Here is a 25,527-nt window from a genome sequence, read left to right as displayed (position 1 = left end):
GTATGGGGGCTCTGACGAAAGCTGAGATGGCGGAACGTCTGTACGAGGAGCTGGGCCTGAATAAACGGGAGGCCAAAGAATTGGTCGAACTGTTTTTCGAAGAAATCAGGCACGCTCTCGAAGACAACGAGCAGGTCAAATTGTCCGGTTTCGGCAATTTCGACCTTCGGGACAAACGCCAGCGGCCTGGCCGCAATCCGAAAACGGGAGAAGAAATCCCGATCACGGCTCGCCGTGTGGTCACCTTTCGTCCAGGGCAGAAGTTGAAGGCCCGAGTTGAGGCTTATGCTGGAACCAAGTCATAACGACGAGCTACCCGTCATCCCGGGCAAACGCTACTTCACCATTGGTGAAGTCAGCGAGCTGTGTGCGGTAAAACCACACGTGCTGCGCTATTGGGAGCAGGAGTTTCCTCAACTCAACCCGGTCAAGCGCCGCGGAAACCGCCGATACTATCAACGACAAGACGTGTTGATGATCCGGCAGATCCGCGCGCTGCTGTACGACCAGGGCTTCACCATCGGCGGCGCGCGCCTGCGCCTCTCCGGTGACGAGGCCAAAGACGATACCACCCAGTACAAACAGATGATCCGCCAGATGATCGCCGAGCTTGAAGATGTGCTGGTGGTGCTCAAGAAATAAAATTCTGCTTTTAAATACTTCCAGTTTTCAAAAGCTTGCGTTATATTCCTGAGCGTTCCGCTGAGAAGCGGAACAAGATTCACGCCTAGTCGGGGCGTAGCGCAGTCCGGTAGCGCACTAGCATGGGGTGCTAGGGGTCGAGTGTTCGAATCACTCCGTCCCGACCATATTATTCAATGACTTAGCCCAATCTGAAAAGGTTGGGCTTTTTCATGTCTGAAAAATACCCCCACATTTACCCCCACGGATTTTTTTCTTTTCCTCTACTTCATTGCTGATCATGGGCATTAGAAAGATGAAAATGGCCATGACTGTTTTTACGCATGGCAACCCATGTGAGGTCGCTTGTCTTTGCTGCCTCTGATCTGTCATCAGCACCATTTAGGCTGATATTTCGCCTTCTTTTTCGAAGTTCTGCGGATCTAGTAAATTTTTTTGATTGCTTGCGATCAGGGGGGCGGTTTCCTAGTTCCTCTGTCAATTCGATATGCCTTTCATCCCCTGTATCATCCTTAAGGTAGCCGCTTCCATCGTGCTCCGCTCTTTGTGGGAAAATCGAAACCCGGATAATCGTTGAGCTTAACGGACGGTTCGGTGAGGCTGTGATCCTTTGAAGGGGGCGGCGCCTATCTATGCAATGAGGTGCTTCTTCAGCATGTGGCGTGTGTATTCTTCTCAGGAAGGACGAGTAATCGACACCAGTGGGTCGGCCTAACGTGCCTACTGAATCGAGCAACCTGATCGGATTTCGAGAAAAAAATCGTGAAGGTCTTTACTCATACATGCGCACTGGATAAGGTGATAAGCATCATGGCAGACGCTTTTTATTCTAGGGATGGTCCTCTTAGCATGTATTCCTTTACCGTGGTTGCAACGCTCCCTCCCTGTATATCAATACTGACTTCGATTGCCTCATTTGCTCATAATTTTTTTAGCGTCCGCTGCAGATGCCGAGTTTAGAGCGGAAAATGAAGTATTTAACCCTGCCAAATCAAGCTGTGTTTGAGACGTTTCACATTAAACGCAAAAGCAATGGTAAGTTTTCTAATTTGAGTAAGGGCGTGCCTCGGAATACTCGTAATGGGCTAACTTCGGATAAACGTTTGAGTGTGAAACTTGGCCGTAGAGCTTCACTAATAGCTGTACCAATAGTGGAGAGCAAGCTTTCGTTTGCGGGTAGGCCCCAGGGCACCATAAATAATGAATGAGTCACTAGATATTTCTATTAGCTTCGGCGCTCTTTATTCAAAGCAATGGACGCGCTTTTCACGCCTTACGAGATTTTTTCCTCGAGTCTGCATCCCAATTTTTGGAAGTAATCAATGAGCCTAAATCGCTTAATGATCGGCGGATTTGTCATGTTGCCCGATGGCTCCGGTATTGGTCGACTTGAGAGCGAAGTAGGTCAAGAATCAATTGTTACGATATTTCATTCTTTTTCCGAGTTGGAGAAAGTGCGGGTTCCCACTGCCCGTTTGGCCCGAAGCTTCCTCTATCCTGGAACACGCGTTTATCCACTCTCCGAGAATGATGTTCCAAAAATTGGCCGGGTTACTAGCTACAATCTTTCAGATGATGGCTATGTTAGTTATGAGGTGCAGTTTCCTAATCGTCGTACTATATATTTCTCAGAGATTGATTTACGCGTGCGCTGCTGGCGTGCTAGAGGGGAAGCAACTGAGATTTTAGCTGCAGGAATTGGTGAGTCGCAATTTCTTCATGATCGGCGAATTGCGGCAACAAGGAAACTGATTGAGGCACGCGCTAGTGCGCAGGGCCTGACCGGACTCATTTCAAGTGGGATTGAGTTCGTCCCTCATCAGGTTGCAGCAGTGCGTCGTGTACTAAGCGATCCGCTCTTGCGTTACTTGCTTGCTGATGAAGTTGGTCTTGGGAAAACTATTGAGGCGGGCGTCATTATCCGGCAGATTCTCATTGATGATCCAGATAGATATGTTGGCGTGCTGGTGCCATCCTCCCTCGTGTCACAATGGCAAAATGAACTCAGGGACAAATTCTACGTTGATGACCTCCTCGGTACCGTTGAAATTATTGCTCACGACAAATATGACGAGCTTGAACGAGTTCCGGATCTTTTAGTAATCGACGAGGCGCACCACATTGTTGGCGATGAACTGGCCCCTGCGATTAGGGCGCATCTTACCAAACTCGCCCATCAGGCACCGCGTTTGTTATTGCTATCGGCAACTCCTGCACTCGCCAATCCAGAGAAGTTCCTGTCTCTGCTCAACTTACTGGATCCCAGTGCTCATAAAATGGATGAGCTAGAGTCTTTCAAGACCAAACTGGATCTACGGCAGGAGTTTGGTCGGCTTCTGCTTGGCCTTATTCCAGATTCGCCGGGACTTATCTTGCGGCGTCGGGCGAATGACGCGAAACGGCTTTTTCCTGATGATCCCGATATCGTGAGCCTTGCTGATCAATTGGAGATCGCGACCAAGGACGGCACCGAGGATATTGCAGGGCTCACGAGGGACCTCAGCCAACATATCGCCAGCACCTACCGAATAAATCAGCGGGTCATCCGATCCCGTCGTTCCGATGCTGAGGGATGGGAGTTTCAGTCGCGCGGGCCGGCGTTCCCAGAAACGGAAGCAGCCACACTTTCGCACGTTCGAATTGACGATGACGAGGACAGACGCATCCAAGACATCATCAACGCTCTGGAAGACTGGCGCGCGGCGGCACTAAGCGCGTTCGAAGGAGATGAGTATGAGATACGTTTGAAGGCTGCGATGCGTTATCGAGATCTAATCGAGGCCCTCGGTGTCGGTGTGGAGGCTTTCGCCGAAGTCTTGCAGGTCGGTGAGATGCTGTTCCCTAACGAAACGGAAATACTGGCAGGAATTCGCTCGATCCTTGAGGCTGATCCCGGACCACGCTGCAAGTTGGATGTGGCCGAAGACAGCATTCGGATTCTCAAAGGGCAGTTTCCGGTACATGCAAAGCCCAAGATAGTGGCGTTCTCTTCGGCTACCCCGATGGCGCAGGCGCTGCATGAGAGGATCACGCGGTTGGACCGGCATGCATCCTGCGTAATCGTCCGAACCCAGTCGCCAGACCAGGTAGAAGGTATTCTGGGGCGATTCGTTGAGTCGTCAGACACCTGGTTGCTAATCGTCGACCGAAGTGGTGAAGAGGGGCTAAATCTAAGTTTTGCCGACGCGATTGTGCACATCGACCTACCTTTATCAGCGACGCGCATCGAACAGCGAATCGGCCGCGTCGATCGCTTTGGTCGTCGCAAGGCCGTCATTCGCCACCGTATCCTACTTCCGTATATCGATGAGGGCAGCGTTTGGTTGGCATGGAAAAATGTGCTCGCCTACGGTTTTCGCGTCTTTCATGAGCCTATCAGTGATGCCCAGTTCCTACTCGACAAAATCGACCGCGAGTTTGCTCTGACCATTTTCGAGGGTGGTGTAACGGGGATGGGGGCGTTTATTAAAGACTTGCACGAAAAGGTCGTCGCAGAACGAAAAAACCAGGATGAGCAGTATGCCTTGGATCGGATTGCACTGGCTGATGAGGGCGGATCTGCATTTATCGAAACGATGGACGAGTTTGAAGAAGCTGAGGGGGAATTCGGTGAGGCGATGGAATCCTGGTTAGTAAGTGTGCTCCAGTTGAAGCGTTATCGAATTTCATCGCAATCACCTGAGGTATTTGGCATGGCTTGGGGGGAGCGTAGCCTGGTACCGCGTCGCCCCTGGGAAAACCAGTTCGGCCTGGATAACCCGAGTCCAATGACTTGGAGGCGCCGCATTGCTATCACCAATCCAGGTGTGGTGCTCGAACGGCCGGGCAGCCCATTGCTGGATTCTTGTCAGCGCTTTATGCGCTGGGACGATCGGGGTGCCACTTTTCTAACCTTACGCATCGACCCTGCTTGGCCGAAGGAGAGCCCACCCTGGTTAGTGTTCAAATTATGCTTTGTAGTAGAACCCGACCTTCCGGAAGCCTCTGGAGTATTTTCTGATACCGACAATATGGGCTGCTTGCGTCGAGCTCAGCAGTTTTTGCCGCCTGCCCTGCACACGATTTATCTTGATGTGACAGGGACACCGGTTACTGTGGCTGACCATCTGAAGATATTAGAAAGGCCGTACTTGAAAGCGCGAGATGAGCATCAAGGCGACCTGAATTTAGGCAGTCGTCCGGAGTTGCTGGCTGAATTCATCGACCCTGCTTTGCTTCCTTTGCTCTGTGCGCAGATACGCGAGCATGGGCAGCGCGAAATTCTTCAAAGACGCGAAGTTTTTGTCATGCTGGAGAATGCTGCTCGAAGAGCGCAGGTGGATTGCGATCGCCGCAAGCGCCACCTGCTGAGACGCGCACATTTCGAGGGTATTGATATCCGGGATGAATTGCACATTAATCAAAAAATTGCATTAGCAGTGGCACATCCACAAGTTCGCCTCGATGCTATCGGGCTATTTGTAATTTGCAGTGGAATGACTTTGACCAGTGAAAACCCATGAACGATGCTGCCGCATTCCATAGACTATTTCGACTGCTGGCGGGTCAATGCGACGGTGACAGTTGGTCTGTCGTCGAGATTCCAGCCATCGACCGACTTCGCCAAGCACTTATTGCACCACCTCACCAAGTCTCCAACACCGACTTGGCGGTACTCTTGCGACAGGCGTTGATATTCGAATCGATGCGGCGGAACTGGGCCCCCCTGGCCGAATGCGATGTGCTTGGCGATCGATGGGTGGGATTTCAGGATTGGTCCACCTTTGGCCTGAAAGCTATCTCTATCTCGGGTGGGTGGCGTGTTTCTCCGCAGCCTTGGCAACCTGACTGGGTGGAGGTGGATGGAACGAACTCCATCGAAGCGAGGGCCTCCGGTGAGACCGTATGCCGACATTTCGAATCGGCGTCGGTACCGGCCGATCCTTTCCTATCCAAGCTGAACCGCAAGGCTTATCGGAGCACTGCTCAGCGTAACGCTGTTCGAGCAGCACTGCGGGCGCCAATTGGGAGCACGCTGGTCATCATGCTGGCGACGGGCGAGGGAAAAAGCCTGATTTCACACGCAGTGGCCGTAGCCGGATATGGTAGCTATCCAGGGCAATCCAGCGATGATGGAGTGACCCTTGTTGTTGTTCCTACCGTTACCTTGGCTCTTGATCAGGAGGCTGGCGCATTAGATGCGGGATTCAAGAGGCCGCTGGCCTATCGGAGTGGGGAGCAGGCGACCAACCGACAAATCATCGAAAGAATTGAGGCAGGAAGCCAGTCTCTCTGCTATGCGTCACCAGAGGCGGTATGCGGGGCTTTGCGTGAACCGTTGAAAGCCGCCGCTCGCGCCGGATATCTTAAAGCGATCGTCATCGACGAAGCACACCTGGTCGATGCCTGGGGGACAGGTTTCAGAACCGAATTCCAACTGTTGGGCGGCTTGCGCCGGGAGTTGATTCAACTGTCCCCCGAATACAGGCAGCCTCGTACGCTTCTGCTTTCTGCAACGCTCACCGAAGTTTCACTTACAACCCTACGAACTTTATTTGGTACTCCCGGCGAATTCACTGAAATCGCTGGCGCATCCCTTCGCCCGGAGCCCGAATACTGGTCAAGTTCAGCTACAAACGAAACTGAGCGAGTCGAGCGTGTTATTGAGGCTTTGTACCACGCTCCTCGGCCAGCAATCCTTTACGTGACGCGAGTGAGCGATGCGGAAAACTGGTTTCAACGCATTTATGGACTAGGCTTTCGGCGCATCAGCCTTGTCACTGGGAAGACAAGTCTCGTCGAGCGCGACGCTACGCTCTTAAAATGGCGTGCTGGCGACATCGATTTGGTGATTGCAACGTCGGCATTTGGGCTGGGTATCGATTACCCTCATGTTCGAAGCATAATCCATGCATGCATTCCAGAATCGCTAGACCGCTTCTATCAGGAAGTCGGCCGAGGCGGCCGTGATGGCCGCGCTTGTATGTCGCTATTGATACCAGCCCATGACGATTGGTCTGTCGCAAAACGTATTAGTGATGTCACAGTTATTGGCATTGATCGTGGTTTGCAACGCTGGCTTGCGATGTTCGAGCAAGCGGAGCATATCCCGAACAGTAGGGTTTTTCGTGTACGACTGAGCACTAGTCCAGGCTTTACCGATGATGATATCGACATGGTCGGAGAGCGAAGTGCAGATTGGAACGCACGAACCTTGACCCTAATGGAGCGTGCGGGATTGATCCGGCAATGCGGCATTGAACACCGCATGGGCAATAATGAACCGTGGCAGAAAATTGAAATTCTTGACCACGATCACCTGCACTATGAGGTATGGCAGAGAAGGGTTGGCCCTTTACGTCAGGCCATTGCCGAAGCGAATAGCAGCAGTCTTTATTTAATGCGGCAGTACATCCTGCGCCAAGAATGTATTACCCGCTTGTTGATCCAACTTTATGGTGACGACCGGGTCGGCGCAGTTTGTACGTCGTGCTCGCAATGCCGAGCAATGCCTGCGTCGCGTATCTCGCTTGGCGGCATTGCGCGCACTTTCCCATGGCAACACCCCTTACCACCATCGGATCTTGTGCTGGCGTTGATGGACGGAAGTTCTCGTCTTATCGTCTTTTATGACTCGTTCCGTCTCGATTCGCGCTGGTTCCGTCGCTTGGGTGAAGTGTTCGAAGTACTTGGACAGAATGGTGTGATTAACCTGACACTGCTGGCGAATCAGGATGAGTTCGATAAGGAGGTGACCGAACGATTGTCGGGCGATCCATGGTTCGTTGCCAAAGTCGATCGTTTACTACCAGGACGTCTTCCCCCAGGGCCTGAGGTCATTCTGTCGACCGAGCGGCCACCGCTGACCAGAGCCAATCTCAGTAAGCGGGACATCAATAAGGCACGAATATTTATCCTTCCCTTGGATACTGAATCGCCCGATCGCCCGGGTATCAGATTGTCCCAGTGTTTCGACGGACGGATGTTCTTTTTCGACGAATTCCATCAAAGGTTAATGAGATGAGTGTTGTAACCACAGTGGAAGCGGTTCCGAATCGACTGCGCCTGATCTTTGATTATTTTGGTGGGAAAACCCAGTCTGAGCCACTCGAGCGAATTGAGAACCTAATGTCACCGCCTGCGTTGCGTCATGGTGGGGGCGACGGGGATGGTGACAACCCTGCCGCTATGTTCCGGAATACGCTGCGAGAGGCTTATGCTTTGAAGATGGTTGAAGAGGCCAACGGAAAATTGCGCTTTGCCGGCGAACTAGTGGACAAGAAACGGCAGGACATCGATACGCGCTTCATCGATTGGGTCGAGTTGCGCTTGCTCGATCCCAGCATCAATGCTGACTATCAGCAGGAAAACGTAGCGCGAGCCTTTGCTTGGTTATTGATGCAGTCGCCGCTACGTCCGTTGGCTTTTGGTGAGAACTACTCTGGACTTATTCGCCAGCAACTGGGCGAGGGCGCAGAGGTCTTCGATCTCACTAACAAGGAACGTTTCCAAAACCTGGCGTACTGGGCGCGCTATTTGGGCTACTGCACCCAGATTGGCAACCGGGCCGTCGTACCTGACCCAACCGGCGCACTAGCGCGTTGGTTACCAAGGGTTTTGGGAACGGAAAAGGAAATGAGCATCCATAATTTCATGCGCGAACTGGCCACAAAAATTCCAGTACTGGAGGACGGTAGTGTTCGCCGCCGTCTTGAGGACGATTTAGTCGTTGACTCACTTCGGCGCGATCCGCAGCGCTTATCGCAATCGACTAGTTTGGCGCTCAAGCGGCTCGCTGACCGTGGCCGCATAGCCTTTAAAGACCTATCCGACGCGAAAAATTTAATTCTCGACTTTGGTGACAAGACACAACGGGTCAGCCATATCGTGCTGTTGGGAGAATAAGAATGAGGGCGATGCCTGTTTGTTGGAGTCCCTCGCGTGTCCGCGAAGTAATCAATCCCGAGGCTGAATCGGTTCCTGATTCAGTATTTCGGGCGATCCATACCGATTATCAACTGAAGGTGGCCGAGCCCGTCGGCACTTCCTTTCAGCAACTACAATCTGGTTCCTATCGCGACCTGGCGCCACATGATTTGCTGAAGGAATTTCTGCGTCCGGAACGTCCCCACGTGCAGGTGGCGATTATTGGTCGAAGCGGATCGGGTAAGTCTCATCTCATCCATTGGATGAACCTTCATCTGCACTCCAATGAGAGCCGCCTCGTTCTGTTGATTCCGAAAGCGGGCACGAGTCTGCGTGCCATCCTCGAGATGATTATTGGCAAGCTGCCGGTCGCTGCCCAGGTTCGCTTCATCGAGGAACTCAATCGCGTTGGGGACGCGACCACTACGCCGGAGGGCCAGAAGCTACGTCTCCTCAACGAGATCGCCTTGGCCATTCGCGAGGATACGCCGAGATTCCAGTCCGGGGATGAGGCGGAGGTTGAAGATGAGCTCATTCGGGCATTGCCAGCCGTATTTGAAGACCCCTTCCTACGAAGCCAGTACTACCTGAAGGACGGTTCAATTGTCGCTTCCATAGTCGATCACGTATTTGCCGCGCCAACAACCTATCGACGGATGGACGAACGCTACCATTTTAGTACTGACGATCTGCCAACAGGTGGTTCAGATTTCAGCAATGCGTCTTCGTTGGCGCGTAATGCGATCAATACGATCTATCTCGACGAAGCATTGTATAAGCCGATGGCGGTCGACATCATCAACCGCAATCTCAATACAGCTATTACCCGCACTTTGAGCTTTTCAGGTGACCGCCTGATTCAACTGATGGTTTCCTTACGGCAACACCTTAAGAAGGAAGGGCGGGACCTCATTCTGCTAATTGAGGACTTCGCGCGCCTGCAAGGTATCGATCGGGCCTTAATGCAGGCCTTGCTCACCCAGGGTGACGAGGAAATGTGCCAGATTCGCTGGGCTATAGCTGTTACTACAGGCTTCTTCGAGTCCATTGCGGCCACGGTCTATACCCGTATGACCTATTTTGTAGATATGGATCGTTCGGTCGGCATGTCGACCGATGGCGCTAGCCGGCGACGCTCCTTGGCTAATTTCACTGCACGTTACCTTAATGCGGTGCGCTTAGGTCGCCCAGTGCTCGATGCTTGGCACCGGCAGTCGACGGATTCGCGCGAACTTTCGCCGAATGCTTGCGAAGCATGCCAATCGAAAGGCGAGTGTCATGCAGCTTTCGGCACGGCCGGAGAGGAAATAGGGCTCTATCCATTTACAGAAACTGCGTTGTGGGAGATGGCCTCGCGGGTGGACGAACAGATCGAAGCCGGGTTCAATCCTCGGGTCCTTCAAAGCGCCGTCCTGACGAAAGTGCTCGACAACTACGCGCCTAGCCTTGAAGCGGGTGTATTTCCACCCAGGACACTGTTGGAAAATCTAAACGGCCTCCGCTATTTACGCGCCCAAGATCGCGGACGACTGGAAACAGTATTTCCAGAAGATGGCGGGAGGTTGGTCGCCGCGCTCGAGTTGTGGGATACCAGCGGCCAATTGATCAACCTACCTGAAGGAATTCGCAAGGCCTTTTCTCTGCCATTGTTGCCCGCCAATTTAGCAAGCTTTGTGCCAGAAAAACCGTCGGATTACGACCAATCTGCGCCAAGTGAGGCTGCCAAGGCGGCGAGTGCTTCAAAGGAAATCCAATTTCTGGAGCAGTGGGCAAGGGGGGGGATGCTGGATCAGGGATTTGCTAACACGCTTAGGGTCAAATTGTTTTCCACTATTGCAGATGCCATTGACTGGGATGGGATCGGCCTTGAGCGAAGCTACTATGTAGCTGCTACGGGATCTGCCAAACCTTTTCGTCAACTAAGTATCCAGCTATTACGACAACCGACCCAATCTGCAATTTCTGCCGTAACACTGAATATCCCACCCTCCAATGCTTCGGAAGCAGAAGTCGCCCTAACTGCAACGGCACTGCAGGGATTGTTCGAAGCCGAGCGTAATGACGGGAGCTGGGATTTTCCTGGAAGTATGGAGAAACTAGCTCTTTTCCTGGAATATCTGGAAAAGTGGGTGAGCGAGGTCACGGCTCAGCTTCGTCATATTGTACAAGCGACAGACAGTTGGTCGCCGGTTGCTGCAGCGATCGAATTGCTGGCAGTAGGTGCAGCGTTGTCCGGTAAGCTGAAAGAGGGGAGTTCCTATGAAGAGCAGTTGGTCGCATGCCTACAGCAGTGGCCTGCAGAGATTGCCGCTGTCAGCGCCGAATTGCGCAATATTTATGAGCGAATTTCGAAGCGGCGGGAAAAACTAGTAGCACTCGTCCGTTCCACTATTTCTGCAAGCAAGGGCGGCCGGACTGGCGCGTTAATTGATCCGCAGCCGATCATCGCTGCACTCAAATCGATTCGCGGACAAAATTGGTCGCTAGTACAAACGCCTCCGGCCACGTCGAGTTACGGTGAATTACAGGAGATCGCTGATCTTTATACTGTCGTGGCCAACGGAATTCCACCAGCGGCCGCAGCTGAGCGGGCACGGAGGCTAGCCTGGTTGACCGTTGTTCGCGACGCGTTCGGCCCGACCCCACAACGGTCAATTATTCTTACAAATCTTAATGGTGTACATGATCTGGTTATCGGTTTGGGTATAGGGGGCCGATACGCCAATGAATTTAAAGCTGCACTCACGGAGTTTGGAGCAGTGCAGTTCGACGACGCGCTTAACGCATTTTCCGCGCTGGAGAGCGTAGAAAACCCAACCTCAAGTCTCCCTACTTACGGTAGAGGTCGAGTAAACGCGATCACTGTAACGGACAACTTAATCAAGTATACGCAACTGGTATTACAAAACGCTGAAAGCGGTCTAGACGTACGCATTCAGACAGCGAAGTCGAAAAACGGTAATCTCGATAGTGATTTAGCAAAAATTCGTCAGGCGCTCACGGCGTTGACCAACTTGCTTGGTGAGACAGAGGAAAACCATGTTGCTTGATCGCGCTATTCAACTTACCAGCCGTGCGCGAGAATACAAACTCGCCAGCGAACTTGCCAACGAGGCGCAGGCGTTTACTACACGCGTGGGCCAACTGGAAGTGCCTATTAACGAATTGATTCTGCTCAGGCAACTAGCGATGGAATTTGCTGACAACGGCGTCGAGGTTCCTTTCGATAACTCAGTTGCGTTGGGGGTTGTTAGGCGGGCTAAGGAGTTGCTCAATGCATTCATTGATAATCCAAAATCCTTAACTGAGGGCGACGAGTCGTTCCGACAGCAGTTTCTGCCTGGGATTCGCAGTGTCAGCCAGCAGTTGAAAGTCGCATTGGGATTTGGATGGCAACAACGGGTAGATAAGGAGCTAGAAGCTTTGCCACAAGATGTTCTAACCGCGCTGGAAACGATCAGTAATTACCGGGCACAAATCCAGACGATTCGACGTTGCGACGAGGAGGCAGGGCAATTGCGTTCATCGTTACCCGCACTTGGAGACGTTGCTTCTAGGCTAGCGGCACTGACGAAGACCGTCACCACGAAGGAGTTGGCCTGGCAGTCGTTGAAAGGTAGCGAACTGCATGATGAGGTTATCGACTTTCTGAAAAAGGCGGGAACGCACGGCTTTTCTCTGGCCGACCTTACCGTATCGATTACACAGTGGTTGTCCGATCGAGCACTGTTGGGCAGTTTCCAGATTCGTTCGGTTTGATGACTATGCCCATATCTAAGCAAGCTGAGGATTGTCTCGATCAAATTGAGGCCGTCGAATTCCGGTCCCTCTCGTGGGGGTTTGCGGACGGTAGTCTGTCCCGAGACGAAGCGTTGGATATAGCGCGGAGCATCACGGCCATTTCGCCGGATGACGTGATCGAAGAACTCGTCACCTCGTGCCTAATATTCGAATGGGACAATGCCGCCGGTGAAACACGTTATCGATCGCGATTTGCCGAAATAGTGCGACTCTTGTCCCGGTTGCGGCAGTTGTTCCCCGGGAAGCCTTGGTTAGGTGCGCCCCGGCTGGTTTCGGATTTTCGGATCGATGTTCGACGCCGCCGTTATCCGCGTCGCGACCGAGAGGGCGCGACTATTTTTGCCGAGAACGAGGTTGTTTTGGGTGAGTCGCCGTTGCGGCGTCGCTTGTGGAAAGCGTTGGTAGTAGATTCGCAGCTCAAACTTGCTGCTTTCCAAGAGCGAGCCACTCTACGCTTACTCTCTCGGGATTCCGATATTGCCACCATCGTCACGGCTGGCACCGGCAGTGGTAAAACCTTGTCCTTCTACCTCCCAGCCATGTTGCGCATTGGCGAAGTAGTGCGGGTGAATCAGTTTTGGGTCAAGGCTATCGCCATTTATCCTCGTATTGAACTTCTTAAGGATCAACTTTCTGAGGCTTTTAGCCGAGCCCGGCTGCTTGACACCACGCTAGTTGCCGAAGGGCGGCGTCCAATCACTGTCGGTGCGCTATTTGGGTCTACTCCGCGACGGGCCGATCGGCAGTCATTGGAGAACGCCAAGTGGCTTCGGCGCGACAAGTCCTTTATCTGCCCCTGGTTCAAATGCACAAGCTGCGGTAGTGACCTTATTTGGTACGAAAACGATATCGCAGCCCAGGTTGAGCGTCTGATCTGCGCCAATGTGCAATGTCGTGAAAGCATAGGCAGTGATCGACTTGTGCTGACCCGCAACCGCTTGTTGAGTCATTCGCCCGATATTCTGTTCACAACTACCGAAATGTTGAACCAGCGGATGTCCGATCTGACGATGCGGAGGGTTTTCGGAGTCGGGGTCTCCAGTCAGCAGAAGCCCATGTTTGCGCTGCTCGACGAGGTGCATACCTATGTAGGGACGAGTGGCGCCCAGGCCGCTTTAGTGCTGCGGCGCTGGCGCCACTTGATGGGGGCACCAGTGACCTGGTGCGGTTTGTCGGCAACCTTGCAGGAGGCGGCCGGTTTCTTTGCCGACCTTACCGGTGTGGTGAAGGACAATGTTGCTGAAGTCACCCCTGCCTACGACGAAGTTATTGAAGAGGGCGCCGATTATCAGGTTGTCCTGTGTGGAGACCCGACGCTGCAAGCATCAGTGCTATCCACTTCAATCCAGGCCGCGATGCTGGTCGCACGCATGATGGATCCTCAAGCCAGCGGCCTGTCGTCCAATCGTTTCGGCCAACGAGTATTTGTCTTTACAGATGATCTCGATGTTACCAATCGCTTGTTCGATAATCTCAGGGATGCAGAAGCCTATACCATTTTCGGGAAGCCAGACGGTAAGCGTTTGCCTTTGGCTGCTATTCGTGCCCGTCAAGCAGACGACGCGTTACGTCGCGAAGCCGATGGTCAACGCTGGTGGGCGGTTGAGCGGATCGGTCGCAAGTTAGCTGACCGTCTCGTGGTTGGACGAACGACATCTCAAGATGCTGGGGTACTTGCTAATTCTGATTTGATCGTCGCGACAGCGTCCCTTGAGGTCGGTTACAACGACGAACAAGTCGGTGCAGTCATTCAACACAAAGCCCCTCGCAATATGGCTTCGTTCCTTCAACGTAAGGGGCGTGCTGGCCGGATCCGCGGCATGCGCCCACTCACCGTGACCGTCTTATCTGCGCATGGGCGAGACAAAGTCGCCTTTCAGGCTTATGAACATCTGTTCGATCCTGTGGTTGCAGTGCAGCATCTGCCTGTACTCAATCAGTACGTATTGCGCATCCAGGCGGTCTTCTCGTTCTTCGACTGGTTGGCGCGCGAGGCAAGTCAGTCGTGCACGACAGGGTGGATGTGGGATGTGCTTAGTCAACCGGAAAGTTACAGTCGGCAACTCGAACCGACGGTTCTTAACAAGTTAACTTCGCTGCTACGGGCCGATGAGAATGTGGTTGCATCGCTGACGCAACATTTGCGTCGCTCTCTCGGCGTACCTTTGGATACGGTAACCTCCATCCTCTGGGATCCCCCCCGATCGCTTCTTCTAGAAGTCGTACCGACTCTGACACGACGCCTGATTCGGGGTTGGCGGTTGGTAGACCCGACTAAGGGGGCGGCGCTCGATCTTTGTAAGCGCTTCCATCCGCTTCCGGATTTTGTTCCGCAAAATTTGTTCACTGATCTCAGTCTTCCTGAAGTGCAGATTGTGTTACCGCCTGCGACCGTGAATGACCAGGAAAAGCATGATTCTTTGCCGATCATTCAGGCTCTTCAACAGTTGGCTCCGGGTCGTGTAACCCGACGGTTCGCCCATGAGCGTGGTGGGTTGTGCCACTGGTTTCCGCTCAATCTGGAAGAAGATGTCCAGGTCATTCCGATTAATGATTACGCCAGACTCCATGAGTCGTTGGGAGTATTCATAGGAACGGGGGACGACGGATCTTCACTGTCAATGCAAGTATATCGACCTTGGGAAATCCATCTGTCTCGCACTCCGAGCAATGAGGTATTGCCAACTTCGAACGCATTTCCTCGCTGGTACAGCCATTTCATTCCTCAGGGAGATCCGGTAGTCATACCTGTGCCTCCACGGAGCGTTTGGTTTGATCTCGTCTCCGATGTTCGCTTCCACTTGCATCGTTTCCGGGGCAGCGTCACCGTGCAGCGATTTTCACCTGGGGCCCGAGCCAATCTACGGACTAAATCCGGCGATAAACTAGTGACTGTGCAGTATGCGGATGCGGATGGACAACAGGTTGCTGTGGGCTTCGAAGTGGAGGTGGACGGTTTCTATATCGATTTCAAACTCCCGACTCCCGACGCTTTGTTCAATGAAGCTCTGTCCGAACAGCTTTCTGCTAGTTCGCGTCTCGCCTATCACCGATATTGCATTCTGTCGGATAAAAACTTGCCGGCGGAGATTGATACCCTGCAACGCGAGTGGCTGCACCAGATCCTGATCTCCTCCGCATTAGCGAAGGCCCTGCGTGATGGTATGGCGCTTAGCCAAGCAGCTAGGTCTATTCTGGAGGATGCTCCGGCGCGAGTCTTCGCTGAAGTCTTGCGATCTCTTTTCGCTTTGCAGGACGTTGACGCCGAATCGCTTGCTGAGGATGTGGATGACGGCGCTGGCGATGAGGACGCCTCAGAGAGCGACGCGTCTCGAAGGGTCAGTCGCCTGGAGCAGAGACTCCTTGACAGCATTGGTCGACCAGAAGTGATTGAGTGCTTATTAGCTCTCGTACCTGAGTTAGAAGCACCGACGCCATCAACCTATGGCTCCTGGCTGTTTAGGACATTGAGTGAGACTCTGGCGGAAACGGTACTCCAAGCATGTATAAATACCGCACCACGTCACGCAGCGACGGATGGTCTAGTTGCCGACCTTGAAGTTCTCGAATCAGGAATCGCTCGGGTCTGGATTACCGAGACTACTCTCGGTGGCGCTGGAGTTATCCAGGCATTCGCCGGGGCATTCGCTGAAGAGCCGCGTGGGCTTTTCCGGGCAATCGAGGCTGCCCTGGCGCCGACTGATCTAGAATTGGCCAGTTTGGGCCTTAAGCAATTTCTGATCCTTACTTGCGACAATGCGGCAATAGCTGACCTTACTTGTCGCCTGCGTTCGACACAGAGCCATCAAGCGCGCGAATCGATCCAGATTGAGTTGTATCAAGCGCTAGGCCACTTGGGGATTGATGTTGGTCATGCGTTAAGCGTCTCGCTGAATGCCCGGATCCTACGCCCTGGTATGAGTGAGGGGTGGGATCATCTGCTGCGCGATCTTCTGCTGTCCTGGGAAAAACTGGAAACGCAGCACCAGTTTGCCATCGGTTTGCGGGAGTTCTGCTATGCGGCGCTCTATCTCCCAGGCATAAGGACTAGCTTGCAGCAATTGCTGCAGGGAGCGTATCCAGCAATGGGGGATGCAGAGTTTATTCAGGTACTAGGAGGGCTGCTCTGGCCTCGTGGCATCGAAATTCGGCAACGCGCATTGCAGTCTTATAATCCCTTCCGCACGCGAAGGCTAACTGATCCCGCCCTGGTACGCGGCCTGTTGCTCGCAAGCAATATTCCGACAGTAGTCGTCGGCACTGTCGATTGGCGATCCAAGTTTGCAGCCCTCATGGCCGAATATGCGACTGTCCAACTTCAATGCGCGTCGCGGGACGAGCACAGCCTGCGCCAGGCCGTTGTCGAGCTGATAGCGACGCCTATCGACGTGGGTTATTTGCAATTCTTCCCCGTCGTCGAGCGCGTCGAACGTAACGATTCCGAGACGCGGGCAACCCTGAGCCTGAGGGAACACATATGACCCACGAAAATTCCACTACGCGTGATTTATTCGGACCGGGTCAGGGGACGGCAATCAGAGACCTCTTGCAGAGCTTGTTCGCGGCCGAACTGCTATTTCCGAGTCGTCGTTTGTGGTTGCTGTTCGGATGGATTTCAGATATCGCCATCTTGGATAACCGCGCCCGACAGTTTTCTGCACTTCAGCCAGATTGGCCGTCCAGCGAAATTCGCCTGTCCTCTGTCCTTAAAACGCTACTGGATAGGGGAGGGGATATCGCACTGGTTCTGCGCGACGTCAAGCATAACTGCGAGTTTGCTGATCGTCTCACTGCCTTTCAGCAGCAACATCCCAATCACTTGCGGATACACCTAGCTCCAGATCTTCATGATAAGGGAATTTTGGGCGATGATTTCTTGTTGAGTGGTTCAATGAACCTGACTTTCAATGGTATTACGGTCAACGATGAGCACCTCACCTTGCGGACTGATCGTGCATCTATCGAGGAGTGGCGGATGACCCTCGAACAAAAGTGGAAGGACCTCTTGAAATGATCGTCGCTCCAGAGAAGGTGTTAGATACTTTTATTTGCCAGTTGCGCGTTGTCGCGAGGATCGAGGAATTAACGTCCGAGCAGAAGCAGGAGTTTGATGAGTTTGCAGCCTCCGTCTATCTGCGCGAATTTCCCGGTGCCATTGTTGCGTGGCCGAGAAGTGGGAAGTCCACGGTGTACTATGCCATGGCCAACGACGCTGCCGAGTGGCGCCGCCTCCGGCCTTTATTACTCGCTTTTGCGGGACCAACGCTTACTTCCTTCTCTGGTCGGATCGAGCCACCATTGCTCAATATTCCGGTTGAGTCGTTCATCCATTCATTGGGCTTGTCGATCACCGCGCGGTTTGTGGCTGGCAGCGACCAAAAGGCGCGGGAGATTGCTTCGCGAAGTCTGAAGCGCATGATTCACATGGTGAGTGGTGCGCCCTTGACGACTCGCGAGGCTCCGCGTCCGACGAGTTATTTGCTAGCGCAATTCGTCGATGCCTTAAATGGCAACGACCGTCAGCAGGCTAGCGCCATTCTCGATACCTGTCGTGAAGAACTACGACTCGATGCGCTGAATCTTCTATTCCTAAAAATCCAATTATTAGCGCATTTCGGCGGATGGAGCGCGATCTGCGAAATGCCGGAGTTCCCCTCCCTTTGCCATACTCGTAAGCCACGGTCGATTACAGTCGCCATGCTGGAGGCCTTGTACCAATGCCATCTTGGAGCATTATTTCCAGCCCCCGATATTGCCTCTGAAGTATCAGTGTGGCGGGAACGTATCTTGCCTTTGGCACTGCCCTTACTGCGCCTACCTATTCCGTCCACGGTGTCGCCCGGTGTTTTGCGACTTTACGGCTTGGCAGCACTTTCTGCCAAACCTCGCCAACCGATGCTTGAAGCGGCCTTGCGCGAGTTTTCGGAAAAATTGGGAAACCTTTGGGAGGCTCTGGTCAAAGCCGGCCGCACTGATGGTTTTATGACATCGGCTATCCAGTCGGCGGTACCGGCCCCAGCGACCGTTCAGGATGCGTTGATCTCCGCTGACGAGGTGAATACTTTAAGTGCAATTGCCATAGCGCTAGATAAAGTTGGGCAATTAAACGATGAGGATCGGGAGAAACTGCTGAAGTCTGAAGCGTTTCGCCGTATCTTGCAGGATTTGCAAACTCAGACATTCGGCCAATCGCCGCCAGCGGGATGGGTGGAGTGGTACCAGCGTCTTGGTGATCCGGAGTTCAAATCCGCTTACGAGATACTGCAGCACGCTATTGTAGAGTGGCCTGCAGAATCTATCAGGGATGCGATGGAAATCGCGGTCCTGGCTGATGTCATCGCGGGAGTTCCAGATTCCCCTCCAGGTAGCCAGCGTCTTGCCGATGCATTACCCACCCTGACAGCCTGGGTTGTGAGCGATCCTGAGTTTCCGCGGCCAAGCATGCAACCGGTTTACGAGTCACTTCTAATCCATTTAGTTATTGGATCGCGTCGTGCCACCAAAACCTACGAGTCGGCCTCCATTTTGATTCGTGCGCTGTTCTCTATCGGGCTTTCAGCCTCGCAATACTGTGCCTTGCTGGACGATTGCCTGGAATTAGCGGGAGTTGGTGTCGGTACCAGAGGAATTTATTGGTTGCTGGACATCCTAGATGAAACCATCGCCAATCCTGCACCGGATCCGGGCATACGGGAATCTTTCTGGTCTTCTGTACATACCCGCCTCATTCCATTGCGTAACCATATGACACCAGGTCAGGTTATAGCTATCCGGAACCTCGCCAGTGCGCTTGGTTGGGACGAGGCTTGGACTGGCGAGGTATTGCCCGAACAACTGGAGACGGGCAGGTTTGAGCAGGTGCGTGCAGCACTGGCTGGAAAGCATATCGCCATCTATTCGCTGACCGATACGGCCACCCGCCAGGCCGAACAGGCGCTCAAGGAGATGGAACCGAGTGTGAGGGTTTCTATTTCGCACGATCTGGTGGGTACTACTGCGTTGAAGGGCATGGCTCAAAGTGCTGATTTTTTTGTCGTTGTAACCGCCTCAGCTAAGCACGCTGCAACTGGATTTATCCAACAATGGAGACCTCGAGAGAAGCCTATCCTATTCGCCGCCGGCCGAGGATTTACGAGTATCGTCCGGGTGATCGAGGATTTTGTATGGCAACGGGAGAATCCTTAACGTGTCTGAATTGTCTTGTAGGTTTGCTCAAGTTTGCGATTTTCTATGCGATAGACGACGCTATCAGGAAGACTTTGTATGCATGATATGAGTTATTAGACAGTGCTAGAGTCTATTATGAGAGAAACTCTCTGAGTCTACTTGGAAGATAAAGGATTGTTTCAATCAAGGGATTGATAGGATTTTATGGCACTGTAAGCTCAATTTCCATCCGGGATTACTTTTGCAATATTCGATGGTGTTTTTAGTGTTTTTCTTGATATGGGGTCCATCCATAGGTTGAAGATAGAAATGTTTGAATTTCATATGCTCGTACTTGTGCGGCATTGCGTCCGCTTGTGGGAAAACAAGTTTTAGTTCATCTCCTTGAGTAACCTTAAGATCGGCGCTTGATTTCGGGCTCACACAAATCCAGTCGATTCCAGAAGGTGGTGAAATTGTGCCGTTGGTCTCTACAGCAATTGTAAAGTTCAGGTTATGCAGGGCGAGTACCAATGCGTCATCGACCTGAAGTAAAGGTTCTCCGCCGGTCAATACCACATACTTATGATCTTGATGTGAGATAGGCCAAAATGAATCTATGGCATGGGCGAGAGCTTCAGCATTTTTGAATTTATCCCCACCTTGACCATCTGTTCCTACGAAGTCGGTGTCACAGAATGTACAAATCGCGTTAGCTCTGTCCTGTTCCCGTCCCGACCAGAGGTTACATCCTGAAAATCGGCAGAATACCGCGGGTCGACCCGCTTGGTTGCCTTCCCCTTGAAGGGTGTAAAACATTTCTTTGATGCTGTAAGTCATTTTGGTTACTCATCTGATTCAAATTGGTGGCGAGTACAGTGACCCGCCACCGCTGAACCATCATCAATCTCGTTCTTGAATGTACTGCTCATATCCAGTTTTGCGCAGTTCGCAAGCTGGGCACGTTCCACACCCGTAGCCCCATTCATGTTTCTGCTGTCGGGTCCCGAGGTAGCAGGTGTGGGACTCTTCTTGGATCAGGCTGACAAAGTCTCGATTACCTAGATCTTCCGCCAAACGCCAGGTCTGCGCTTTGTTGAGCCACATCAAGGGCGTTTCAATGATTACCGGAGCGTCCATCCCGAGGCTCAAGGCCACCTGGGTGGCTTTGAGGGTGTTGTCCCGGCAGTCTGGGTATCCTGAGTAGTCTGTTTCGCACATTCCCCCGACCAGCACTGTGAGGCCCCGTCGGTAGGCAATAGTGGCTGCGAACGTCAAGAACAGCAGATTTCTCCCGGGTACAAACGTATTGGGAAGTCCATTCTTTTCAAACTCTATAGTTTTCTCAGCGGTCATCGCCGTATCGCTGATCTGGCCGAGTAATTTGAGGTCAAGCACGTGGTCCTCACCGAGTCGCTTGGCCCAGTTTGGAAATCTGTTACGTACCTCCTGCAAGATATTCAGCCGACATTCGAGTTCGATTCGATGCCTCTGGCCATAATCAAAGCCAATGGTCTCGACGTGCTCGTAACGTTCCAGCGCCCAGGCAAGGCAGGTGGTTGAATCTTGTCCGCCTGAAAAAAGAACTAAGGCTTTGGTGTGCATACTGCTCTCCTCGGAACTGGGTCTGATTTAGCGCCGTTTCAGTTCTTGCTTGAGTTTTTCGGTCAGATATTTAGTGAGCAATCCGATATCAGTGGGCGTGTTCTGTATACCATTCCAGGGGCGGCGGTCGGTTTCAGAAATGTGCCAATCACCACTTGTCCATGCTGTATGAGGTTTCAAAAGTTTTAGACCTTTGATAAAGCCTTCCTTGCTGGTTGTGCCTTGATCGGAGTAGAGCAACTCCATAACGAAGCTCAAAGACACGAGGCCCGCCCCGTGTTTCAAACGTGAATTTCTGGGGGCTAGTCCTTCCCATTCCGATTTGAAAACTACACGCACGGCATGGAAGAAGTTATTGATAAGTTCGATGCTGCGCCCCTCAAAGTCATCAAACTTCATGAAGCTACGAATCGCGCCATCATTCGCAGAGTTCATTACGAACTTCTGCATCGCCATGTCGCTTAGTACTCCTCTAGGATTCGTATGTTGTTTGATCTCGCCAAATAGAGAGGAGTTAGGCAGAAAATTCAACAAATCAATAATGCGAGCAGCAAATTTACGACTTGTGAACCGTTCTGGCAGGCCATCAACAGTCGGTAAAAGTTCATAGATCAGCGATTTTGGCAGCGGTCGCGTATTGTTGACGAGCACAAACTGCTGTCGCAGTTCGTTGTAGTCTTTACAAATCAATGCAGATACAAATACCTGGAATCCAGGTTTTTCCATCGTCGCAAGGGCGCTGAGTCGTTGTTGTCCATCGACCACAAAGCCTGGCTTAAATTCGGTAGCATCAATAATGATTTCTACAATCCCTTCGCCGAGGTCTTTAATCGTTACCCCATCCAGAAAGGCCAAGATAATTGCGTTAGGAAGCAATGCATCGTCGCGCTGAAGATAGTCACGAATATCTCTGATGTGCGACGCGACTTGATGGCGCTGAAAGCCTTTGAGGTGGCCTTCTTCATCGCGGCCGACTCTCTCAATTTCAGAAAAATCTAAAATTTCATTTGGAGTGGCCGCAAACGAAAATACATCATGCCCGGAGGCCTGTTGGGCGCGCACACCCTTAAATCGATAGATCATTGTTTCGAAAGTTCCAGGGTTTTCTGAAGGTGGCGGTGGTACACGCCTAAGTTGTGAAATCCGCGTCTTTTGTTTCGATTGCTGGCTCGAAAGATAATAGTTTCAATACCCGCTGACTGACAAATCGAACATTGGCATTTTTGCCACGGTTTATCTCTCAGCGTGGGTGAGATTAGTCGGACATGCTTGGCGATTTCTTTTTCCATTTCTATTGATGATGATATCGATCCGGAAAGAGTCAGTCGGAGATAGTCTACTAGCACGGCTAAAGTTGAATCAAAGTCGAGCAGGTTTTTATCGTAGTCGCGGATCGCTAGCAACGCCGCTTTTTCTTTGATTTGTAACTCTTCTGCGCTCAGAGTGCCTTTTTTTATTCCTTGCATCAGGCGTGGATTTTCAATCGCCTGAGGAATGCGGATAGCTGTGTAGTAGTCCAGTTTGCTTGTATTGTTGCCCATGTAGTAATTACACTTCGCATCTTTAAATGCGCGTATAAGGGGGGAGGTTGAGTCAAAACTGGTAATGCCATATCCGGTGAATTCATGGATGTTCTCGGCTTTGGCAAACCCCAGCAGATGAATATTTGTCTCGGGCTTAAGGACCGCTCGAAGCTCTTTCAGAACCTCATGGATTTGATCGACTTTCAAAGGTACTAGACCTCCGATCGCCAAGTAGCGATAACCCATGTCTTCGAGTTGTTTTGCAGCGTTCGCCATGCTTTGAGGAGACCAACCCTGTACCGCTCCAAGAGGTTCGAAAGGCCATTCCGCCTCCTTCACTAAACGCAGAAACTCTTGCGCATTTTTGAGCGTGATTTCGTATCGAAACAGCACATCTTCCGACTGGCTCAATGCTGGAGGATTGCTGGAGTCGCAGTTGAATATGATGTGGTCCGGCGAGCAACCGTGGGTGAATCCCGCGTCTGAGTAGAACTCTACTACTTCGCTTGGGCTATACGCAGGGGTAGGGTGCTCTACATAGGCGAAAGCCCCGCAGTCACCTAGAACCATCGTATCTTTGAACTGGATGCCATCGAGTCGTAGAAATTTGCGCGCGCCTTCTCTGAGGAAGCGCTGCTGCTCGGAAGTCGAGTACCGAACCTTTGAATTAGCGACGCCATTTGCAGGTCGCACTGCGCTCATCGAGACCAAGAGCCCATCATAAGGGACGGGGGTCATCATTTCGTGCGCATACTGGTCATCCCAGTATCTCTTCCGGCCCGGCGCATTTCGATCGTTGATGAAATCGTAGTCCGGGTCTACGTAGTCTTGGGTGTCGGCGTATAAAAATTTCATTGGTGAGCGCTGGTCATATAGAGGCGGATCAAGGTTTCTTGCAGCGCCTTGATATCTTGAGGGGTGCTTTGGATTTCATTCCACTGGACATTAATCATCGGCCACTGACCTGTTGTCCATGCGCAGTAAGGGGCTACTCTGGCCAGTTCTTGTAGCACGGCTTCGTAGGTTTCGCGCTGACCACCGATTTTGGCGTAGATTCGATCCATAAGCACGCCCATGGCGATTATCCCCGCTGAGTGCATGAGTCGACTGCTCTTGGATTCAAGTGCCCACGCCTCTGAAAACGTATCACGCACTGCCCGCCAGAAGGTCGTCAGTAGGTTGTACATGGACTCAACGTTCGCCGCACCGTCGGTGCTGGAGGTGTAGGGAGCCAACGCCCCCAACGGATTACTGATGCTATTGCGGATCATCGTTATTACAGCGGTGTCAGTGATCACTGCTTTGCTATTTTGCTCGGACGACCGCTTTATGAGTTTGTGGAAAGGGGAGTTGGGATCGCGGCTAAGAAGCCCGCACAACTCAGCTGGTGCCTTGCGAGCACTCAGTTCGCGTGGCAAAAGGATGCTGCCTGTCTCCGGCAGTAGTTCGTTGATCAGTCGAGTGGGCAAGGGTTTGGCCTTGTTGACCAAAATAAATTGCTCGCGCTGGGTAGTCAGGCTGTCGGATACAAAACCGATCACTGGCACAGGAAGATCCGAATTGGCCGCTTTCGCCAACGCCAATGAGCGTTGTTGCCCGTCCACGATCCAGGCAGACCTCATTCCTTCCTCCCTAATAGGAATCGTCAGCGTACCCGCTTGCGAAAGCCCCGCGTCGCCTGTCGGCTTGCTTCCGCGTGCTGCAACAAAACGCAGGTCAGGAGACAGCGCTAAGATAATTGCATTGGGAAAAAGTACATTTCCCTGATTGAGGTACTCAGTGATCCCTTTGACATGACTCTTAATCTCGGGGCGCTGAAAACCCTTGAGGGGGCTGCTGTCTTCGCGCGACAGGCGGCTGATGTCGGCAATTCGGACCAGGTCAGATCCCCTGATGAATAATGCATACACATCAAGGTTGTCGCCTTGCGTGGTGCGTAGTGCACGCACCACAATCGCATCTTCGCTCGTCATGCTTTGCTCTCTATGCTGTCTTGACCTTTGATGTCCTGCCAGATCCTCCGAAAGCGCGATTGCTCGCACGACACCAGGGCGTCGTCCCTTAAGTAGCGTAACAATCGGGTGGAACTGCCTTGGTAGTCAGCCCACACACACTCAAGCATGTAGGCAATTTCACTGTCCGATGCGCGCCGCCGGATGGTCGTTTTTGCTAGGGATAAAAGATCCATCGCCGCGCTGACGCTCTTTCGAGCGATCTCAGCAGGAGCACTCGACAGTTCAAGAATTTCAATGAAATGACGCAGGGCTCTCTGGGGGAAATCGTTGCGGGTGCCGGGTAGTGTTGAGGTTTCAAGGCGTTCGTCGTAGGGCATCGCGATGCGTCGTAAATGGCTGGGAAGCATCTCGATGCCTGGGCGCGAAGTGAATATTCTGAGCTTGTCGATCTGCGTGTCCCTGATTTTTCCAAGGTCTTCGCCTATCAGCTGGACATAGTTTGAAGAGAGGGCAATGAGCACCAAGTCGATGTCGGGTTGGCTGACGAGGTCCGCTAGGGCGCTTCCCTTTGATTGGGTGACATTCACGGCTTCCCACCAATCTGATGCGCGCACACCCAATTTTTCGAGACGTGGGATGATAGAATTCGGATCCTGAGCCACCGTCAGGTTGTACGGTGGACATCTCTGATCGCCTTCAATCAACCCTAAGCCGGTCGACGCAAACATTAGCTTCGCGTCCAACTTCGTTGCTACGCGCCTCGCGTCAGAAACGCTTCTGCCCACGTAAAGTGAAGATGCCATCAGAGTGGTGGGACGTTCGTCTATTTGCCCCTTCCACGCCTTTGCCATGGCTGCAATCGATGAATAACACTCGTCGTTCAGCACCACCGGCGGCAGGCCGTCGAGACGTTTTCGATTGGTGCAGTTGGTGATGATGACGGTTCTCAT

16 protein-coding genes and 1 tRNA gene are annotated in these 25,527 nt (G+C 52.4%); 11 read left to right on the top strand and 6 right to left on the bottom strand.

Features of this window, described 5'->3' with window-relative positions:
- Positions 1-2: 2 nt before the first annotated feature.
- From ihfA to dpdD, 11 genes are all read left to right on the top strand, one after another.
- Complete coding sequence (gene ihfA, locus FGE05_RS09765) at positions 3-305, top strand: integration host factor subunit alpha (protein WP_002553164.1); 303 nt, start codon at positions 3-5, stop codon at positions 303-305.
- Complete coding sequence (locus tag FGE05_RS09760) at positions 286-642, top strand: MerR family transcriptional regulator (RefSeq protein WP_003179985.1); 357 nt, start codon at positions 286-288, stop codon at positions 640-642. Before ihfA ends, FGE05_RS09760 begins: the two co-directional genes overlap by 20 nt.
- A 90-nt stretch (positions 643-732) precedes the next feature.
- Positions 733-809: transfer RNA gene (locus tag FGE05_RS09755), tRNA-Pro, on the top strand.
- Positions 810-1,964: 1,155 nt separating this feature from the next.
- Entirely contained in the window at positions 1,965-5,144 is a 3,180-nt protein-coding gene (gene dpdE, locus FGE05_RS09750) for a protein DpdE (protein ID WP_139644393.1), read from the top strand.
- Complete coding sequence (gene dpdF, locus FGE05_RS09745) at positions 5,141-7,645, top strand: protein DpdF (protein ID WP_139644391.1); 2,505 nt, start codon at positions 5,141-5,143, stop codon at positions 7,643-7,645. Before dpdE ends, dpdF begins: the two co-directional genes overlap by 4 nt.
- The gene (dpdG, locus tag FGE05_RS09740) at positions 7,642-8,526 is read left to right on the top strand and encodes a protein DpdG (protein WP_139644389.1); all 885 of its coding nucleotides are present in this window, start codon (positions 7,642-7,644) and stop codon (positions 8,524-8,526) included. Before dpdF ends, dpdG begins: the two co-directional genes overlap by 4 nt.
- Before the next feature lie 2 nt (positions 8,527-8,528).
- Complete coding sequence (gene dpdH, locus FGE05_RS09735; RefSeq protein WP_139644387.1) at positions 8,529-11,597, top strand: protein DpdH; 3,069 nt, start codon at positions 8,529-8,531, stop codon at positions 11,595-11,597.
- Positions 11,587-12,306, top strand: a complete 720-nt coding sequence (locus FGE05_RS09730; RefSeq protein ID WP_139644385.1) for a hypothetical protein — start codon at positions 11,587-11,589, stop codon at positions 12,304-12,306. The genes dpdH and FGE05_RS09730 overlap by 11 nt, the downstream gene beginning before the upstream one ends.
- On the top strand, positions 12,306-16,829 hold the full coding sequence (dpdJ, locus tag FGE05_RS09725) for a protein DpdJ (protein WP_139644382.1): 4,524 nt from the start codon (positions 12,306-12,308) through the stop codon (positions 16,827-16,829). Before FGE05_RS09730 ends, dpdJ begins: the two co-directional genes overlap by 1 nt.
- Complete coding sequence (gene dpdK, locus FGE05_RS09720) at positions 16,826-17,362, top strand: phospholipase D-like domain-containing protein DpdK (RefSeq protein ID WP_139644380.1); 537 nt, start codon at positions 16,826-16,828, stop codon at positions 17,360-17,362. The genes dpdJ and dpdK overlap by 4 nt, the downstream gene beginning before the upstream one ends.
- On the top strand, positions 17,359-19,533 hold the full coding sequence (dpdD, locus tag FGE05_RS09715) for a protein DpdD (RefSeq protein ID WP_139644378.1): 2,175 nt from the start codon (positions 17,359-17,361) through the stop codon (positions 19,531-19,533). Before dpdK ends, dpdD begins: the two co-directional genes overlap by 4 nt.
- A 165-nt stretch (positions 19,534-19,698) precedes the next feature.
- Here dpdD and queE read toward each other — a convergent pair whose 3' ends face one another.
- The 6 genes from queE to FGE05_RS09685 form a co-directional block, all read right to left on the bottom strand.
- Positions 19,699-20,334: a 7-carboxy-7-deazaguanine synthase gene (gene queE / locus FGE05_RS09710; protein ID WP_139644377.1), complete on the bottom strand. Its 636-nt coding sequence runs from the start codon at positions 20,332-20,334 to the stop codon at positions 19,699-19,701.
- 63 nt (positions 20,335-20,397) lie between these two features.
- On the bottom strand, positions 20,398-21,099 hold the full coding sequence (gene queC / locus FGE05_RS09705) for a 7-cyano-7-deazaguanine synthase QueC (protein ID WP_139644375.1): 702 nt from the start codon (positions 21,097-21,099) through the stop codon (positions 20,398-20,400).
- 27 nt (positions 21,100-21,126) lie between these two features.
- Complete coding sequence (dbpB, locus tag FGE05_RS09700; protein ID WP_139644372.1) at positions 21,127-22,182, bottom strand: DGQHR domain-containing protein DpdB; 1,056 nt, start codon at positions 22,180-22,182, stop codon at positions 21,127-21,129.
- Positions 22,179-23,477, bottom strand: coding sequence for a tRNA-guanine transglycosylase DpdA (gene dpdA, locus FGE05_RS09695; RefSeq protein WP_102623977.1), 1,299 nt, complete (start codon positions 23,475-23,477; stop codon positions 22,179-22,181). The genes dbpB (FGE05_RS09700) and dpdA overlap by 4 nt, the downstream gene beginning before the upstream one ends.
- Positions 23,474-24,595 carry a DGQHR domain-containing protein DpdB gene (gene dbpB, locus FGE05_RS09690; RefSeq protein WP_139644370.1) on the bottom strand — a complete coding sequence of 374 codons (1,122 nt, stop codon included), beginning with the start codon at positions 24,593-24,595 and terminating at the stop codon, positions 23,474-23,476. Before dbpB (FGE05_RS09690) ends, dpdA begins: the two co-directional genes overlap by 4 nt.
- Positions 24,592-25,527, bottom strand: a complete 936-nt coding sequence (locus FGE05_RS09685; protein ID WP_029290756.1) for a hypothetical protein — start codon at positions 25,525-25,527, stop codon at positions 24,592-24,594. Before FGE05_RS09685 ends, dbpB (FGE05_RS09690) begins: the two co-directional genes overlap by 4 nt.

The sequence above is a fragment of the Pseudomonas sp. ICMP22404 genome, from assembly GCF_006227205.1.
Lineage (GTDB): Bacteria > Pseudomonadota > Gammaproteobacteria > Pseudomonadales > Pseudomonadaceae > Aquipseudomonas.
Note: the sequence above shows the minus strand (reverse complement) of the source record. Positions and strands in the feature narration are given on the sequence as shown.